We start from the raw sequence: 16048 nt of genomic DNA, 5'->3' as shown, positions 1-16048 counted from the left end.
GCGTGGCGGCTACTCCCCTGCGTCCTCACCACCCCGCCCACCAGGAGAGGCCATGCGAATCCCGAAATGGCGCCTGCCGGTCGTCCTGCTCGCCGCGAGTCTGGCGCTGACGACCGGCCCGCTCATCCATCCGACCCAGGCCGGCACCGCATCCGCCGCCGCTCTGGCCGGGCCCAACCTCGCCGCCGGCAAGACCGCGGCGGCCAGTAGCTCCACCCAGACGTACGGCGCGTCGAACGTGACCGACGGGAATCAGGGCACCTACTGGGAGAGCGCCAACAACGCGTTCCCGCAGTGGGTCCAGGTCGACCTCGGCTCGTCGGTCGCGACCAACCAGGTCGTCCTCAAGCTGCCGACCTCCGGCTGGGGCGCCCGCAACCAGACCCTCGCGGTCCAGGGCAGCACCGACGGACAGAACTTCAGCGACCTGTCCGCGTCGGCCGTCCGCGCGTTCAACCCACCGAGCAACACCGTGACGATCGACTACGGCACCGCGACGACCCGCTTCGTCCGGATCCGGATCACCGCGAACACCGGCTGGCCGGCCGGTCAGCTGTCCGAGCTCGAGGTCTACGGCCCGGCCACCGGCGACACCCAGGCTCCCACCGCCCCGGGCGGCCTGGCTTTCACCGAGCCCGGCACCGGTCAGATCCGCCTCACCTGGAACGCCTCGACGGACAACGTCGGAGTCACCGGGTACGACGTCTACGCCAACGGCCAGCTGCGGACCAGCCTGGCCGGCAACGTCCTCACCTACACCGACAACCAGCCGGCCAGCGCGTCGGTGTCGTACTTCGTCCGCGCGAAGGATGCCGCTGGCAACCAGTCGGCGAACAGCAACACCGTGACCCGCAACGGCAGCACCGGGCCGGGCAGCAACCTGGCGTTGGGCAAGCCGATCGACGCATCCGGCTACGTGCACATCTTCGTACCGGCCAACGCGAACGACGACAACGTCACGACGTACTGGGAGGGCAACGCCAACCCGGCCACGTTGACCACGCGGCTCGGGTCGAACGCCGACCTCAGCTCGATCGTGATCCGACTCAACCCGGACCCGGCCTGGGGCACCCGCACCCAGACCTTCTCGATCCTCGGTCGCGAGCAGAGTGCGTCCGGCTTCACCACGATCGTTGCCTCTGCCAACTACACGTTCAATCCGGCCAACGGCAACTCGGTCACGATCCCGGTGAGCGCGCGGGTAGCCGACGTACGGCTGAACTTCACCGCGAACACCGGCGCACCGGCCGGACAGGTCGCGGAACTGCAGGTGATGGGCGTCCCGGCACCGAACCCGGATCTCACCCTCTCGAACGTCTCCTGGACCCCGACCTCGCCGGTCGAGACCGACACGATCACAGTGCGGGCGACGGTGAACAACTCCGGTACGGCGGGCTCCCCGGCGACCGACGTGAACTTCTATCTAGGCACGACCAAGGTCGGTACGGCGGCCGTCGGCGCACTCGCGGCCGGAGCGTCGACCACGGTCAGCGCGTCGATCGGAACCCGTGACGCCGGCAGCTATGCGTTGAGCGCCAAGGTCGATGAGGCGAACGCCGTGATCGAGCAGAGCGATGGCAACAACACCGGCAATGCGTCCGGTCCGTTGACTGTCACACCTGTCGCGAGCTCGGACCTGATCGCGGCCGCAGTGAACTGGACGCCGAACAACCCAGCCGCCGGGAATGCCGTCTCCTTCTCGGTCGCACTGAAGAACCAAGGCAGCGTGGCCTCTGCGTCTGGTGCGCATGGGATCACCCTGACCATCCTCAACGGCACCTCTGTCGTCACCACCCTCACCGGCTCGTACAACGGCTCGATCGCGGCCGGCGCAACCACTTCCGCCGTTGCCCTAGGCAACTGGACCGCGGCGAACGGTCGCTACACAGTGCGCGTCGTACTCGCGGACGACGCGAACGAACTGCCCGTGAAGCGGACCAATAACACCAGCGAGCGGCCGTTCTTCGTGGGTCGCGGAGCCAACATGCCGTACGACCACCTCGAGGCCGAGGACGCCACCGTCGGTGGCGGCGCGACCGTGATCGGCCCGAACCGGACGATCGGCGACCTGGCCGGTGAGGCCTCCGGGCGGCGCGCGGTCACGCTGAACTCGAACGGTTCGTACGTCGAGTTCACCACGCGGGGCAGTACGAACACCCTCGTCACCCGGTTCTCGATGCCGGACTCGGCGGGCGGTGGCGGTCAGACGTCGTCGATCAGCGTGTACGTGAACGGCAGCTTCGCCAAGACGTTGCCGCTGACCTCGAAGTACGCGTGGCTGTACGGCGCGGAAGCGTCACCGAACAACTCCCCGGGGTCGGGTCCGGCCCGGCACATCTACGACGAAGCCAACATCATGCTCGACCAGACCTATCCGCAGGGGACGAAGATCCGGCTGCAGAAGGACCCGTCGAACTCCTCGACGTACTCGATCGACTTCATCGACACCGAGGCCGTCTCCGCGATTGCGAACCCGGGGGCCGGGTTCGTGACACCGGCCGGGTTCACCCAGCAGGACGTGCAGAGCGCACTCGACCGAGTCCGGCAGGACACCACGCTGCAGGGCGTGTATCTGCCGGCGGGTGAGTACCAGACCTCGTCGAAGTTCAACGTGTACGGCCGGGCCATCAAGGTGGTCGGCGCGGGACCGTGGTTCACCCGCTTCGTCGCACCGCAGAACCAGTCCAACACCGACGTCGGCTTCGATTCACAGTCGTCGGCGAACGGATCGACGTTCAGTGGATTCTCGTACTTCGGCAACTACGACAGCCGCAACGACGGACCGGGCAAGGTCTTCAACTTCTCGGGTACGTCGAACATGACCATCGACAACATCTGGGCCGAGCACCAGATGTGCCTGTACTGGGGCGCGAACACCGACAACTCGGTGATCAAGAACTCGCGGATCCGGGACTCGTTCGCCGATGGCATCAACATGACGAACGGGTCGGCCGGTAACACGGTCAGCAACAACGACGCCCGCTCGACCGGTGACGACAGTTTCGCGCTCTTCAACGCCATCGACGGTGGTGGCGGCGAGGTGCGGGACAACGTCTTCGAGAACCTGTCCGCGTCGCTGACCTGGCGGGCCGCCGGATTCGCGGTCTACGGCGGGACGAACAACGTGTTCCGGAACCTGTACGCCGCGGACATGCTCACCTACCCCGGTATCACGATCAGCTCGCTCGACTTCGGCATCCCGATGAACGGTTTCGGCGCCACTCCGCCGACGCGGTTCGAGAACGCTTCCGTCGTACGCTCGGGCGGGCACTTCTGGGGTAACCAGGCCTTCCCCGGCGTGTGGGTCTTCTCGGCATCGAAGATCTTCCAGGGGATTCGCGTCACCGATCTGGACGTCGTCGATCCGACGTACAGCGGAATCATGTTCCAGACCAACTACGTCGGCGGTCAGCCGCAGTTCCCGGTCGCCGACACCGTCTTCACCAACACGACGATTTCAGGAGCACGCAAGTCCGGCGACGCGTTCGACGCCAAGTCCGGCTTCGGCATCTGGGCCAACGAGCTTCCTGAACCCGGTCAAGGCCCAGCGGTCGGCTCGGTCACCTTCAACAACCTGATCCTGTCCAACAACGCGGTCGACATCCGCAACACCACGACAACCTTCACCATCAACCGCAACTAGCCCAACCCTCTGAAGCCGCCGGAGCCCTCGCTCCGGCGGCTTCGCCACGCGCCACTGCCGGTCAGGAGCTGGCGTGCGGCCGGAGTCAGGGAGTGCAGGGTGCTGCCTTGGCTGCGATGGGTGGTGATCAGGCCGGCAGCTCGCAGGATTCTCGTGTGGTCCGAGGTGGACGGCAGGGAGATGGTGAGACGTCGAGCCAGTTGGGTCGTGCTGGCCGGGACCCGCAACGAGCGAAGAACTTGGGCTCGGGTCCGGCCGAGGAGATCAGCCAGGGCGTCGGTGGTGCCGGGATCTTCGGCCGGGTGGTCGGTGCACGGATAGACGAGGACCGGGCGGTGGTTCGGGCTGTCCAGGGCCAGGCAGTCGGCGACCAGCGGTGAGGGATAGAGCTGGAGACCGCGGCCGTCCAGGTGGATGTTGAGAGTGCGGCCCGGAGTGAGGCCGTGGGTGGTGAGGACCGGTGTCGACCACTCGACGTCGGGGTGGAGCGCGGCGAGGAGAGCATCGACCCCGCCGTGCAGGAGCGTGTGGGAGCGGAGTGCAAGGTCGGCGCCGTACCGGCGGTCCAGCTCGGCGGAGGACGGGACAAGGACCTGCTGGTGGAAGTCCCGTACGGCGGCGCCGAGCGCGCGACGGGATCCGGGCGCACCGGCGAGCAGGCCGCGCATGAAGGGCTCTATGTCGGCAGGCAGCCAAGGCCCGAGCTCATCGCGGATGACCTCGGTCGGGGTGTCCATCAGTGCCTCGACGGCTGGTTCGAGGCCGCGCACGTCGGGGGTGAGGAAGTCCGGGAACTGGCCGGCCGGAGCGATCAGCTTGAAGAGCGGGCGCATCGACGGCCGCAGGCGTCGGCCGGCGTCGCGGCGCCAGCGCCGGGCGACGGGTGGGATCGCGCGATCACCCAGCGCGCGGGCGGCGAGCGCGGCTTCCCACAGCGGGGACGGTTCGGCGGGGAACGTGACCCGGCCCAGGTCCGCCGGTGTGAAGTGGATCCGGATCATTTCCCGATTGTGCCCGACCGGAGGCCGGTGGGTGGAGGGCTTCGGTCGTGACCGAATCCGGTCGCGACGGGCTGAGCGGCCCGGGAAAGGTGGCCGGATGAAACGGATGGTTCTTCTCGCAATCCTGGTCCTGCTGGCGTCGGCGCAGCCGGCTGTCGCACAGCGAGACTCCGGACGACCCACGACGTACGTCGTCTCCACCACGCCGGGCGACACGCTCGAAGGCATCGAGGTGACCGTCGACGGGACGATGTACGTCACCAGCGTCGGCACCGGCGCCGTCTATCGCGGCAGCACCCGCAGCCCCCGCCTGCAACCGTTCCTGAAGGCGGGCAGCGACGGACGCACCTCCGCGACCGGCATCCACGTCGACCGCTGGGGCCGGGTCCTGATCGCCGGCGCGAGTACGTCGAAGCTCTTCCTGTACGACGCTCGCGGCCACTTGCTCGCTACCCGCAGCGCCACCGCGGGCTCGTTCCTCAACGACTTCACCATCGTCGGCGACGCCGTCTACGTCACGGACTCGGCGAACAACCAGCTCTGGCGTGCCTCCCTCACCCGTCACGGTCTCGGCGAACTCAAGCCGTGGCTCACCCGCGACCAGATCCAGCCCACGCCGTACTTCCTCAACGGCATCGTGAGCAACGGCCGCGCCCTCCTGGTCGGCGAGCAGGGCCAGGACGTGACCTACCGCATCGACCTGCGAACCAAGCAGGTCAGCACCCTCGAGATCGCCAACGGCATCCTGTCCGGCGACGGCTACCTGCTCGAAGGCCACCGCCTGTACGCCGTCTACAACGCCGGCGGCGGCAAGTACGTCGTCAGGTTGGCGATCCTGAACCACAACCTCACCAAGGCCACCCTCGTCGCCGACTCGACTCCGGGCGCGACCGGTGCGACCCCGACCACGATTGCGCGTGATCGCGGCCGGCTGTTGTGGGTCAACAGTCAGCTCGACATCGCGCCGGGGACGCCGCCGTACACGGTGTCCGTCGTACCCGGTCTCTCCTAGAGGTCGTCGGCGATCCGCGACAGGACCTCGCCGGCTTTGAGGACCAGCGCGCGGTCGTCCTCGTCCAGGCGGCGGAGGAGTTTGGAGAGTTCTTCCGCGGCCTGCCGGCCGGAGGCCTCGACGCTGGCCGCGCCAGACTCCGTGAGAACCACGGCGGTGGCGCGGCCGTCGACGGGGTCGGGCTCGCGGCGGACCAGGCCGGCCTCTTCGAGGGCGGCGACGGTGGTGGTCGCGGTCGGCTGGGAGCAGGGCACCCGGGTGGCGATCTCGCCGATCCGGATCGGTTGCTCGTCGGCGATCAGCATCAGCGCCAGGAACTGCGTCGGGTGCAGGACTGCCGTGGTCCGGCTCCGGCGCAGGTACCGGACGATGCGGTGCATGCTCACCAGCAACTGCAGGGTCTCCTGCGCCATCGCGATCACCTCCGTGAGAAGCGCCATCCTGGCACAGCCGGACAACTATCTCCTATCGCAACAGGTTCAGTTGAGCTTGATGTCGGGGTGATAGAGGTCCAGCCAGGTAGCCAGCGAGAGGGTCTGTTCCAGGTGCCGGCGGGACTCGGGGGTGGGCGTCAGCGCGAGCGGTTCGAGCGTCTTGCGGTCCACCAGGTCGAAGACCGAGTGATGGTCGGCGAGCAAGCCACGAACCTGATCCGCGAGGGCATCGACGTACGCCGGATCCTGCGTCTGCGGGTACGGCGACTTCTTCCGCTCGGCGACCGACTCCGGCAGCACGTCCCGGGTCGCGGCCCGCAGCAGGCTCTTCTCCTTGCCGTCGAACGTCTTCATCGACCAGGGCGTGTTGTATACGTACTCGACCAGCCGGTGGTCGCAGAACGGCACCCGGACCTCCAGCCCGACCGCCATACTCATGCGGTCCTTGCGGTCCAGCAGGATCCGGACGAAACGGGTCAGGTGCAGGTAGCAGATCTTCCGCATCGTCCACTCTTCGTCGGACTCCCCGTCGAGCCGCTGGACCTCCCGGACGGAGTCGGCGTACCGATCCCGCAGGTGCCCACCGAGGTCGAGCTTCTTGAGGATGTTCCGGTTCAAGACGCTCACGTGCCCCTCGGGCCGCCGGGACACGGCGTACGCGATCCACGGGAACGTCTCCCGCTTCCGGACCTCGGCGTCGTGGAACCACAGGTACCCGCCGAACACCTCGTCCGCCGACTCACCCGACAACGCCACCGTCGACTGCTCCCGGATCGCCGAGAACAGCAGGTACAGCGAGTTGAAGATGTCGCCGCCCATCGGTGCGTCGTTCGCCCGGATCACCTTCCGCCGGATCTCCGGGTCGGTCAGAACGGCGTTGTCCAGCACGATGTCGGAGTGCTGTGACTTCACCTTGTCCGCAACGTCGTGCACGTACGGCGTATCCGGCGTACCCCTCAGCTCGGTCGCCTGGAAGTTCTCCTCCTGCCCGACGAAGTCCACCGCGAAGCTGCGCACCTTCCCGCCCTCCTCGGCCAGCTGACCGGCCGCGAGCGCCGTGATCGCACTGGAGTCGAGTCCGCCGGACAGCAGCACACACCGCGGTACGTCGGCAATCAGCTGGCGACGCGTGATGTCGTCGAGCAACTCACGGACCTGCGCTACCGAGGTGTCCTGGTCGTCGGTGTGCTCTTTCGTCTCGAGACGCCAGTAGGTGCTGGCGCGGATACCAGAGCGGTCGACGGTGACGACAGTGCCCGGCTCGACCTCGTGCATGCCGGCCCACAGCGAGCGGCCCGGGGTCTTCGTAGCGGTGAGCAGCTCACGCAGTCCGTCGGCCTCGACCACGGCCGGTACAGCGGGATTCGCCAGGATCGCCTTGGGTTCGGAGCCGAACAGGACCCCGTCGGCGGTCAGGTAGTAGAAGAACGGCTTGATGCCCATCCGGTCGCGGACCATCACCAGGGTCTCGATCCGCGGGTCCCAGATGGCCAGCGCGTACATCCCGTTCAGCCGTTCGGCGAACGCCGTACCCCATTCGGCGTACGCACGCAGCACGACCTCGGTGTCGGAGTCGGTGCGGAACGTGTGACCGCGGCGGCGGAGCTCGTCGCGCAGCTCGGTGTAGTTGTAGACCTCACCGCTGTACACCATGCCGAGGGTGATCTCGCGGCCTTCGGACGTGACCTCGGTGGTCATCGGCTGCTCGCCACCGGGGAGGTCGATCACGGCCAGTCTTCGGTGCCCGAGGGCGACGTGCGGGGCGAACCACGTGCCTCGTGCGTCCGGTCCACGGCACGACATCGTCTCCGTCATCGCGTCGACTACGTCCCGCTCACTGCCCAGATCGTGCCGGTAGGCCACCCATCCGGTGATGCCACACATGATCGCTCCTCTCCGGAGATACATACGTCGCCAATGTATTTCTGACCATGAGTGATCACAACGGTGGATCCGGTGACGAACCTCATATGTGAGTGGCGAGCACTCCGAGCGCGAAAGCCAGGCCGGCGAGGCCGAGCATCGTGGTGGCGAGGACGATCAGCTGACGTTGCAGTCCGGTCCGTTCGGCGGCGGTCGCGAAGATGCGGCGCGGCCAGTGGCGCCAGGAGACGTACCAGAAGATTCCGGTCGCGACGAGAAGGAAGACAGCTTTGATCGCGTGGATCCACCAGTGGTCGTGATCGATCAGCAGCAGTCCTGCGCCGGTGAACGCGATCACGGCGATCAGGCCGATCACCTTCCAACGGTTGCCTGAGGCAATCACCGCGGTCAGCATCTCGCGGCCCTCTTCGTCGGGCCCGAAGTACTTCTTCAGCTTGGGCTGGACGACGAACAGCGAGTACGCCATCCCGCCGACCCAAGCGGCGGCCAGGCCGGCGTGGATGATCGCGACGATGGCAGTCATGGTGGGCAGCCTAGGCTGCGACTGGCTCGCGTTCTTGCCGGTTCATTCCTCGGAAGCTTGGAATGAGGGCGGGGGCCATGGTGGCGGCGAAGTAGGCGAGGCCGATCACGAGCATGGCCGGCGAGAGCCCGATCCCGCTGATCACCAGGCCGCCGAGTACGCCGCCTAGTGGCATGAGGGACCAGGAGAGGGCGCTGGTCAGGGCGGTTACGCGGCCGACCATTGGACGGGGGATGCGTTCGAACTGGACCGCACCGAGGACCGGGTTGAGGAAGCCGGAGGAGACGCCGCCGATGACGCACATCAACAGGATCGCCCATACCGGGACGCCGAGTGCGAACAGCAGGAACCGCGGGAGGCCGGTGATGAGAAAGGCGACGAGGTAGGTGGCGAAGCGCGGCAGTCTCGTGCCGTACGCCGCTGCTATCACCGAGCCGAGCATCGACGCGCCGCCCCAGACCGCGAAGATCAGGCCGACGGCGCCTACTCCGGCTCCCGAGTCGTGAGCCCAGACCGGAAGCAGGACCGCTGACCAGGCCAGATCCAGAAGGTTGGTGACGGCAACCATCACACACAAACTCACCAACACAGGATCCCGCCGCAGAAACGTCCACCCCTCCCGCAACTCCACAAAATAAGAGGTAGTGGGCCCAGAGGAAGAGGGGGAAGAACCCCGCTCCCCAGGCTGAGGGCTGGGGTCAGCGGTGGATGATGCCACCTCCCACCCCGCAGGTTCACGGGTGGACGACCCATCCTCCCGCTCCGCGTGTTCAGGGGTGGACGGCCCAATCCCCTGCCCTGTGGATTCTGGGGTGGGGTGGGTTAGGGAACGGGTGGTGGTGATTAGGACTAGGGCGCAGAGGGCGAAGGAGGTTGCGTCTACTGCTACTGCGTTGGCGGCGCCTACTGTGGCTACCAGGCCGCCGGCTATGGCGGCGCCGAGCATGGTGGCTCCTCGTTCTATGGCTGAGGAGAGGCCGGTGGCTCGTTCGTAGGGGACGGCGGCGCGCTCGACGAGAGCGGGGATGAGGGCTGTGGTGGCCGCATCCCCAGGGCCGCGAAGAGCTCCGGCTAACGCAACCAGGCCCAGCAACACGGGGAACGTCAGTACGCCGGTGTGATGCAGCAGCGGGATCAACCCGACGACGACGAACGACAGCAGGTCGGTATTGATCGCGACCCGACGCGGCCCGATCCGATCGACGAGCGGCCCACCGAACGCCTTGAAGAGCACCATCGGAGCGATCTCCGCGAACGCGACCAGCCCGGTCTGCGTCGGCGACCCCGTGGTGGTGAGGACCAGCCACGGGATCGCGATCATCGACACCCGCGTGCCGAGCAACGTGATCGCCTGGGCGGTCAGCCACCCGTACAGCGGAACCCGCCGACCGCCCGCGTTCATCGCTCGTCACCCTCGAGTACGACGGTGCCCGGTCGCGGGAACGCGTTGAGGTTGACCACGAACGACGCGGCGCCGACCTCGTCCTCGCCGTCCCGCTCCCACCCCTCGATCAAGTCCGCCAACGCGTCGACGAGCTGCTCGGCACGGTTCGGAGTCAGCCGCAGATGCCAATCACTCGTCGTACTGGCCTCCTGCCACGGCTCCGGCAGGTACCGCCGCTCCTCCGCGTGCTGCATGAGCGTCTCGGTCAACATCAACGCAACGGTGTGCAGATACGCCTCAGCGCTCTCCGCCTCTTCCTCGCTGCTCCGCGCCGAACCAAGGTCCGCACGAGTGCTCTCGTGCGCCGCCTTCCACCACCGATCCCGGGCGTTCCCCTGCTCGGTGGCCTCCTCGATGAACCCGTGCTCGGCCAACTGCCGCAGGTGGTACGACGCCGCCCCGGTGTTCAGCTTGAGCTGCTGAGCCAATTGGGTAGCCGTCGCCGGCCCCTCGAGCCGCAACAGCATCAACATCTTCAACCGGGTCGGATGAGCCAGCGCACGCAACCCAGCACCCGAAGGAGTCACCGCAGAAGGAGCCATATCCACAACATACCTTTGCAAACGGCTCTTTGCAAAGAAGTCCGTGCAAACCAAATCCCCCGAGAACGCAACAGGCCCCCGGGATCTCCCGGGGGCCTGTTGCGGTTGGAGCGGGGGCTCAGTCCTCGTCGGTCTTGCCGGACTCCAGGTTGGTCTTGATGAGGTCCATGACGGTGGAGTCGGCGAGCGTGGTGACGTCGCCTACCTCGCGGTTCTCAGCGACGTCGCGGAGCAGGCGGCGCATGATCTTGCCGGAGCGGGTCTTGGGCAGTTCGGCGACGACCATGATCTGGCGGGGCTTCGCGATGGGGCCGATCTCCTTGGCGACGTGGTTGCGGAGTTCCTGGACCACGTCCGGTCCACCATCGCCGGCCTCGGACCGCAGGATCACGAACGCCGCGATCGCCTGACCGGTCGTCGGGTCCGACGCGCCTACAACGGCAGCTTCCGCGACCTTCGGGTGGGAGACCAGCGCGGACTCGATCTCGGTGGTGGACAGCCGGTGGCCGGAGACGTTCATGACGTCGTCGACCCGGCCGAGCAGCCAGAGGTCGCCGTCCTCGTCCTTCTTCGCGCCGTCGCCGGCGAAGTACACGCCCGGCCAGCGCGACCAGTACGTGTCGACGAAGCGCTGGTCGTCGCCCCACAGCGTGCGGAGCATGGCCGGCCACGGCTTGGTGATGACCAGGTAGCCGCCGGACCCGTCCGGCACCGACTTGCCCGCGTCGTCGACGACGTCCACGCTGACGCCCGGGATCGCCTTCATCGCGGCACCCGGCTTACCCGCGGTGACGCCGGGCAGCGGCGAGATCATGTGCATACCGGTCTCGGTCTGCCACCAGGTGTCGACGACCGGCGCCTTGTTCCCGCCGATGTGCTCGCGGTACCAGACGTAGGCTTCCGGGTTGATCGGCTCACCGACTGACCCGATCACCCGCAGCGTCGACAGGTCGAACTTCGCCGGGATCTCGTCGCCCCACTTCATGAACGTGCGGATCGCGGTCGGCGCACAGTACAGGATCGAGACCTTGTACTTCTGGACGATCTCCCACCAGCGGCCCTGGTGCGGGGTGTCCGGGGTGCCTTCGTACAGCACGGAGGTGGTCGCGTTCGCGAGAGCGCCGTACACGATGTAGCTGTGGCCGGTGACCCAGCCGATGTCGGCGGCGGTCCAGTACACGTCGGTGTCCGGCTTGAGGTCGAAGACGCCCCACTGCGTGTACGACGTACCGACCAGGTAGCCGCCCGTGGTGTGCAGGATCCCCTTCGGCTTGCCCGTGCTGCCGGACGTGTACATGACGTACAGCGGGTGCTCGGCGTCGAACGCCTCCGGGGTGTGCTCGGTCGACTGCTTGCCGACGACGTCCTCCCACCACAGGTCGCGGCCCTCGACCATCTCGGTGTCCTGGCCGGTGCGCTTCACCACGACGACGTTGCGCACGTCCGGGCAGTCGGCCAGCGCGGCGTCGACGGCCGGCTTGAGCGCGGCCGGGGCGCCACGGCGGTAGCCGCCGTCGGACGTGATCACGACGCGGGCGTCGCAGTCCTGGATCCGGCCCTTCAGCGCGTCCGAGGAGAACCCACCGAAGACGACCGTGTGCGGGGCGCCGATCCGGGCGCAGGCGAGCATCGCGACCACGGTCTCGGGGATCATCGGCATGTAGATCGCGACCACGTCGCCGGCCTGGACGTTCAGCTCGAGCAGCGCGTTCGCGGCCTGGCTGACCTCGTCCTTGAGCTGGGCGTAGGTGATCTCGCGGGTGTCACCGGGCTCACCCTCGAAGTAGTACGCGACCTTGTCGCCGAGACCGTTCTCGACGTGCCGGTCGACGCAGTTGTACGCCGCGTTGAGCTTGCCGTCGGCGTACCACTTCGCGAACGGCGGGTTGCTCCAGTCCAGCGTCTCGGTCGGCTCGGTGGCCCAGGTCAGCCGCTTGGCCTGCTCGGCCCAGAACCCCTCGAAGTCTGCGTCGGCCCGGTCGTAGGCCTCGGCCTTGAGGTTCGCGTGCTCGGCCAGCTCGGCGGGCGGCTCGAACCTGCGCTTCTCGTGCATCAGGTTCGACAGCCCCTGTGACTGGCCCTCTGACTGGGCCTCCGATTGGCCGGTCTCGGACTGGGGTGACTCTGCATTCGTCACGTCGACGACTCCTCATCGCTGGCTTCCGGCGCGCTGGAGCGCCCAGTCACCTTTCTACCAACGCTGACCCGCACACGGAACCGGTGTATCGCCCAGCAGTCCCCGATCTGCGCCGAAGAGGACCAATTCCGGGTCGGACGGCGGCTTCCGACGGACGAAGGTCGACCCGAGAATTTCGGCGTACGGCGGAACCGCCGGCGCCGGCCGTGCATCGGAGTTGCTGTGAATCCGCAGCAGCCGTACCCCCAGACGACCGAGCCGGCGGCCTTCGACGGTGAGCGCCGGAAGATCTCCCGGGCCGCCCGTCGCCGGGTCCACGCGCGCGAGAACCGGGTCCGACGTACGCAGAAATCCGCTCGCGCCCAGCTGCCGACCTGGTAGGTCAGTCCGCCTGGTGGTAGGCGAGGAGCTTGCCGAGCAGGGTGCTCAGGCGCGCCCGGTCGGTCGGCGAAAGCGGGCCGAAGATCTCGTCCTGGGCCTTGGTGACCAGCGTGGTCAGGCGCCGGTAGTGCCGGCGGCCGGACGTGGTGATCGTGATGATGTTGCGGCGGCCGTCGTCCGGGTCGGGCGTGCGGTCGACGTACCCGTCCTCGGCCAGTTCGTTGAGCGCGGCAACCACGTCGCTGCGGTCGATGCAGCTGCGCCGGCCGAGCTCCGCCTGACTGGCCGGGCCGAACTCGGCCAGCGTCGCCAGCAGCCGGAAGTGGTAGGACCGCGCGCCACCGGCGGCGAACGTGTCGCTGATGATCCGATGCGCCTGCGCCGCACTCTGCGTGAGCAACCAGCTCGGCAGCTGCGTCAATACACTCGGCGTCTGCTCATCCATCGGCTCAGTCTAACCGTTGGCAGGTCCTACGATTCCCGCGCGTCGAGGAGCTCGTCCCAGTGGTCGGCCGTCCATTCACACACGACCCGGATCGGCTCCAGCAGGCTCCGGCCGAGATCGGTGAGCTCATAGGTCACCCGGCGTACCGGCTGGGCGTACTCGGTCCGCAGTACGAAACCGTCCCGCTCAAGGGCGCGCAGTGACTGGGTGAGCACCTTCGGACTGACCCGCGCGAGCGGCACCCGCAGCTCGGAGAACCGCCGCGGCCCGTCCTCCAGGCAGCGGATCACCAGCGCGGCCCACTTGTCCCCGCCGATCCGGAACGGCAGCAGGCCCGAGGGACAGATCTCCTCGAACATGTCAGCCCGCAATGCCTCCATGGTCTTCACGGTATCCAATCGGTAACCGGCCCGCCTTCTACGGTCGCGACATCAACGATTCGAGGAGGTTGCGGTGAGCAAGATTCTGGTGATCGGCGCGCGTGGACGGGCCGGACGGGCAGCCGTGGCGGAGGCTCGGCGACGAGGGCATGCGGTGACGGAAGTCGCGCGTACGCCGGCAGCCGGGCAGGTGATCGGGGACGTGACGGACGCGGACCGGATCGCCGAGCTCGCGGTAGACCACGACGCGGTGATCGCGGCGGTGTACGACGGTGGCGCGGACCCGGCGGCGTTCTTCCCGCAGGCCGCCCGAGCACTGGTCGACGGATTGTCGAAGGCTGGCGTCGGGCGGCTGATCTGGGTTGGACTGGCGTCGATTCTTCCGACCGCGGACGGGACATTGCTGATGGATACGCCCGGATATCCGCAGGAAGGTCGGTCGTTCTTCCTTGCCCACCAAGCGGTCCTGGACACATTTGCGGCGTCCGCACTCGATTGGGTTTCGGTGGCGCCGGCCGGCGACTTCAATCACGCCGATCCAACCCGGGTTGGCGTTTATCGCATCGGCACGGGGGACGCCGGGAGGCTGATCAGCTATGCGGACTTTGCGATTGCTGTGGTCGACCAGGTGGACCACCCTGCGCACCACCGCGCGGCGATCGGGGTAGTGGTCTAGGTGAGGTGTTCGCCGTGGCGTTGACAGGGCGGTAGGTTCGGCGGCATGGCTGGGGCCGAGGGTTACTTCGAGAAGGCGCTGGAGATCGCGCACCGGGCAGCTGAGACGCAGGTCGGACCGATTCGGGTCGCGGCGGGGCTGGTGGTCGACGCGCTCAGCGCGGGGCGGGTGTTCTGGGTCTTCGGGACCGGGCACAGTCATGCGCTGGCCGAGGAGTTGTACGGCCGCGCCGGCGGGTTGGCCGACGTACGAGCGGTGCTTGAGCCGGGGTTGATGCTGCATGAGGGGCTGCAGAAGAGCTCACTGCTCGAGCGGTTGCCTGGGTTGGCGGAGGTGATCTTGGAGATCAACGAGATCGCGGCGGGCGACGTCGTACTGATCGCTTCCAACTCCGGGCGGAACGCCGTACCGGTGGAGTTTGCGCTCGGGGCCCGGAAGCGGGGGGCTCTGGTGATCGCGCTCACGTCGATGGCGCACAGTACGTCGACAACGTCGCGAGCGCCGGGTGGCCAGCGGTTGTTCGAGACCGCCGACGTCGTGATCGACAACTGCGGGGTGCCCGGCGACGCGACTATCACGGTCCCCGGCAGCCCAGAAGCGACCGGGGCCACGTCCACGATGGTCGGCGCGATGCTCGTCCAGGCTCTAACGGTCGAGATCGTCACCCGCCTCGCGGAGTCCGGCCAGACGCCGAATGTCCTGCGCAGCTTGAACTTCTAGTACTACGTGGCGCGGTAAGCGACCGTGATGTCGTAGCGGTCCGAGCGATAGACCGAGCGGCCGAACTCGATGACCTCGCCCGACGCCGTGCGCGGGGCCGAGGTGATGATCAGGCAGGGGGTCGACGAGTCGATCTCGAGGAGTTCGGCGTCGCCGGGCTCGGGTGGGGCGGCGACGATGGACGCGGAGACCATGCCGAGGGTGACGCCCCAGCGCGAGGAGAGCACGTCGTACAGGGAGTTCTCGGCGAAGTCGACGTCGTCGAGGCCGGGGTAACGCTGCAGCGACAGGGCCGTCCGCTCGACCGCCATCGGCTCGCCGTCGGCGGTGCGGAGGCGGACCAGGTGCAGGACGGGGGCGCCGATCGGTTCCTCGAGTTCGCGGGCGAGGTCCTCGTCGGCAGATCCGACCCGGTGCTCGAGCACCTTGGCGCCGGGCTTGATGCCGCGGTTGATCATGTCCTGGCTGAACGAGGACGCGAGCATCCGCGACGGCCGCGGTTCGGCGACGAAGGTGCCGCCGCCGGGACGCCGGGCCGCGAGGCCTTCGGCAACGACCCGGTCCACCTCTTGGCGCACGGTCATCCGGGCCACGCCGAAGCGCTCGGCCAGGACGCGCTCGGACGGCAGCACCGTGCCGACGGCCAGCGAGCGGGTGAGGTTCTCCAGAATCTCGCGAATCTGGTCACCCTTCGGTCGATCGGTCCGAAGCTCCGTGGGGAGTTCGGCGAGATCGCCGGGGTTGTTCCTTGGGCGGGCCATGAGGTCAGTATCCCTGGGGATGGGCCCGGCAAACCGGTTGCCGGGGAACGCGAGCCGCGATCGTG

General features: G+C 67.7%; 15 protein-coding genes. 5 read left to right on the top strand and 10 right to left on the bottom strand.

Annotation, left to right across the window (positions count from 1 at the left end; all coding sequences use genetic code 11):
• The first annotated feature begins 52 nt into the window (after positions 1–52).
• Positions 53–3643, top strand: coding sequence for a discoidin domain-containing protein (locus AB0L70_RS08085; RefSeq protein WP_363681324.1), 3591 nt, complete (start codon positions 53–55; stop codon positions 3641–3643).
• Here the strand turns inward: AB0L70_RS08085 and AB0L70_RS08080 are convergent.
• Positions 3640–4644 carry a winged helix-turn-helix domain-containing protein gene (locus AB0L70_RS08080; protein WP_363681322.1) on the bottom strand — a complete coding sequence of 335 codons (1005 nt, stop codon included), beginning with the start codon at positions 4642–4644 and terminating at the stop codon, positions 3640–3642. The two genes, AB0L70_RS08085 and AB0L70_RS08080, sit on opposite strands and share 4 nt — an antisense overlap.
• A gap of 97 nt (positions 4645–4741) precedes the next feature.
• Here AB0L70_RS08080 and AB0L70_RS08075 point away from each other — a divergent pair, with 97 nt between their 5' ends.
• Positions 4742–5656, top strand: a complete 915-nt coding sequence (locus AB0L70_RS08075; RefSeq protein ID WP_363681320.1) for a superoxide dismutase — start codon at positions 4742–4744, stop codon at positions 5654–5656.
• On the opposite strand, the gene AB0L70_RS08070 is transcribed toward AB0L70_RS08075, so the two are convergent.
• The 6 genes from AB0L70_RS08070 to acs form a co-directional block, all read right to left on the bottom strand.
• On the bottom strand, positions 5653–6096 hold the full coding sequence (locus AB0L70_RS08070; RefSeq protein WP_363681318.1) for a MarR family transcriptional regulator: 444 nt from the start codon (positions 6094–6096) through the stop codon (positions 5653–5655). The genes AB0L70_RS08075 and AB0L70_RS08070 overlap by 4 nt on opposite strands.
• Before the next feature lie 39 nt (positions 6097–6135).
• Positions 6136–7974 (bottom strand): asparagine synthase (glutamine-hydrolyzing), encoded by a 1839-nt coding sequence (gene asnB, locus AB0L70_RS08065; protein ID WP_363681316.1) that lies wholly within the window; start codon positions 7972–7974, stop codon positions 6136–6138.
• An 82-nt stretch (positions 7975–8056) separates the two neighbouring features.
• Positions 8057–8497 carry a hypothetical protein gene (locus AB0L70_RS08060; RefSeq protein WP_363681314.1) on the bottom strand — a complete coding sequence of 147 codons (441 nt, stop codon included), beginning with the start codon at positions 8495–8497 and terminating at the stop codon, positions 8057–8059.
• 10 nt (positions 8498–8507) lie between these two features.
• On the bottom strand, positions 8508–9899 hold the full coding sequence (locus AB0L70_RS08055) for an MFS transporter (RefSeq protein WP_363681312.1): 1392 nt from the start codon (positions 9897–9899) through the stop codon (positions 8508–8510).
• The gene (locus tag AB0L70_RS08050) at positions 9896–10483 is read right to left on the bottom strand and encodes a helix-turn-helix domain-containing protein (protein WP_363681310.1); all 588 of its coding nucleotides are present in this window, start codon (positions 10481–10483) and stop codon (positions 9896–9898) included. Before AB0L70_RS08050 ends, AB0L70_RS08055 begins: the two co-directional genes overlap by 4 nt.
• Before the next feature lie 118 nt (positions 10484–10601).
• On the bottom strand, positions 10602–12536 hold the full coding sequence (acs, locus tag AB0L70_RS08045) for an acetate--CoA ligase (protein ID WP_363681809.1): 1935 nt from the start codon (positions 12534–12536) through the stop codon (positions 10602–10604).
• Positions 12537–12842: 306 nt separating this feature from the next.
• Here acs and AB0L70_RS08040 point away from each other — a divergent pair, with 306 nt between their 5' ends.
• Complete coding sequence (locus AB0L70_RS08040) at positions 12843–13001, top strand: hypothetical protein (protein ID WP_363681308.1); 159 nt, start codon at positions 12843–12845, stop codon at positions 12999–13001.
• A 1-nt stretch (position 13002) separates the two neighbouring features.
• Here the strand turns inward: AB0L70_RS08040 and AB0L70_RS08035 are convergent, their stop codons facing one another.
• Positions 13003–13446, bottom strand: a complete 444-nt coding sequence (locus AB0L70_RS08035; RefSeq protein WP_363681306.1) for a MarR family transcriptional regulator — start codon at positions 13444–13446, stop codon at positions 13003–13005.
• A gap of 26 nt (positions 13447–13472) precedes the next feature.
• Entirely contained in the window at positions 13473–13826 is a 354-nt protein-coding gene (locus AB0L70_RS08030) for a helix-turn-helix domain-containing protein (RefSeq protein ID WP_363681304.1), read from the bottom strand.
• A gap of 73 nt (positions 13827–13899) precedes the next feature.
• Here AB0L70_RS08030 and AB0L70_RS08025 point away from each other — a divergent pair, with 73 nt between their 5' ends.
• On the top strand, positions 13900–14502 hold the full coding sequence (locus AB0L70_RS08025) for an NAD(P)H-binding protein (protein WP_363681302.1): 603 nt from the start codon (positions 13900–13902) through the stop codon (positions 14500–14502).
• Positions 14503–14547: 45 nt separating this feature from the next.
• Entirely contained in the window at positions 14548–15222 is a 675-nt protein-coding gene (locus AB0L70_RS08020; RefSeq protein ID WP_363681300.1) for an SIS domain-containing protein, read from the top strand.
• A 2-nt stretch (positions 15223–15224) separates the two neighbouring features.
• On the opposite strand, the gene AB0L70_RS08015 is transcribed toward AB0L70_RS08020, so the two are convergent.
• The gene (locus tag AB0L70_RS08015; protein ID WP_363681298.1) at positions 15225–15983 is read right to left on the bottom strand and encodes a GntR family transcriptional regulator; all 759 of its coding nucleotides are present in this window, start codon (positions 15981–15983) and stop codon (positions 15225–15227) included.
• Between the last annotated feature and the right edge of the window lie 65 nt (positions 15984–16048).

The organism is Kribbella sp. NPDC051952, assembly GCF_040680855.1.
Classification (GTDB): domain Bacteria; phylum Actinomycetota; class Actinomycetes; order Propionibacteriales; family Kribbellaceae; genus Kribbella.
Note: the sequence above shows the minus strand (reverse complement) of the source record. Positions and strands in the feature narration are given on the sequence as shown.

Excerpts from the sequence above, each read along its gene's own strand:
- AB0L70_RS08055 (WP_363681312.1), bottom strand. The coding sequence starts at position 9,899 with ATGAACGCGGGCGGTCGGCGGGTTCCGCTGTACGGGTGGCTGACCGCC.
- AB0L70_RS08015 (WP_363681298.1), bottom strand. The coding sequence starts at position 15,983 with ATGGCCCGCCCAAGGAACAACCCCGGCGATCTCGCCGAACTCCCCACG.
- AB0L70_RS08075 (WP_363681320.1), top strand. The coding sequence starts at position 4,742 with ATGAAACGGATGGTTCTTCTCGCAATCCTGGTCCTGCTGGCGTCGGCG.
- AB0L70_RS08030 (WP_363681304.1), bottom strand. The coding sequence starts at position 13,826 with ATGGAGGCATTGCGGGCTGACATGTTCGAGGAGATCTGTCCCTCGGGC.
- AB0L70_RS08035 (WP_363681306.1), bottom strand. The coding sequence starts at position 13,446 with ATGGATGAGCAGACGCCGAGTGTATTGACGCAGCTGCCGAGCTGGTTG.
- AB0L70_RS08020 (WP_363681300.1), top strand. The coding sequence starts at position 14,548 with ATGGCTGGGGCCGAGGGTTACTTCGAGAAGGCGCTGGAGATCGCGCAC.
- asnB (WP_363681316.1), bottom strand. The coding sequence starts at position 7,974 with ATGTGTGGCATCACCGGATGGGTGGCCTACCGGCACGATCTGGGCAGT.
- AB0L70_RS08085 (WP_363681324.1), top strand. The coding sequence starts at position 53 with ATGCGAATCCCGAAATGGCGCCTGCCGGTCGTCCTGCTCGCCGCGAGT.
- AB0L70_RS08060 (WP_363681314.1), bottom strand. The coding sequence starts at position 8,497 with ATGACTGCCATCGTCGCGATCATCCACGCCGGCCTGGCCGCCGCTTGG.
- AB0L70_RS08080 (WP_363681322.1), bottom strand. The coding sequence starts at position 4,644 with ATGATCCGGATCCACTTCACACCGGCGGACCTGGGCCGGGTCACGTTC.
- AB0L70_RS08050 (WP_363681310.1), bottom strand. The coding sequence starts at position 10,483 with ATGGCTCCTTCTGCGGTGACTCCTTCGGGTGCTGGGTTGCGTGCGCTG.
- AB0L70_RS08070 (WP_363681318.1), bottom strand. The coding sequence starts at position 6,096 with ATGGCGCTTCTCACGGAGGTGATCGCGATGGCGCAGGAGACCCTGCAG.
- acs (WP_363681809.1), bottom strand. The coding sequence starts at position 12,536 with ATGCACGAGAAGCGCAGGTTCGAGCCGCCCGCCGAGCTGGCCGAGCAC.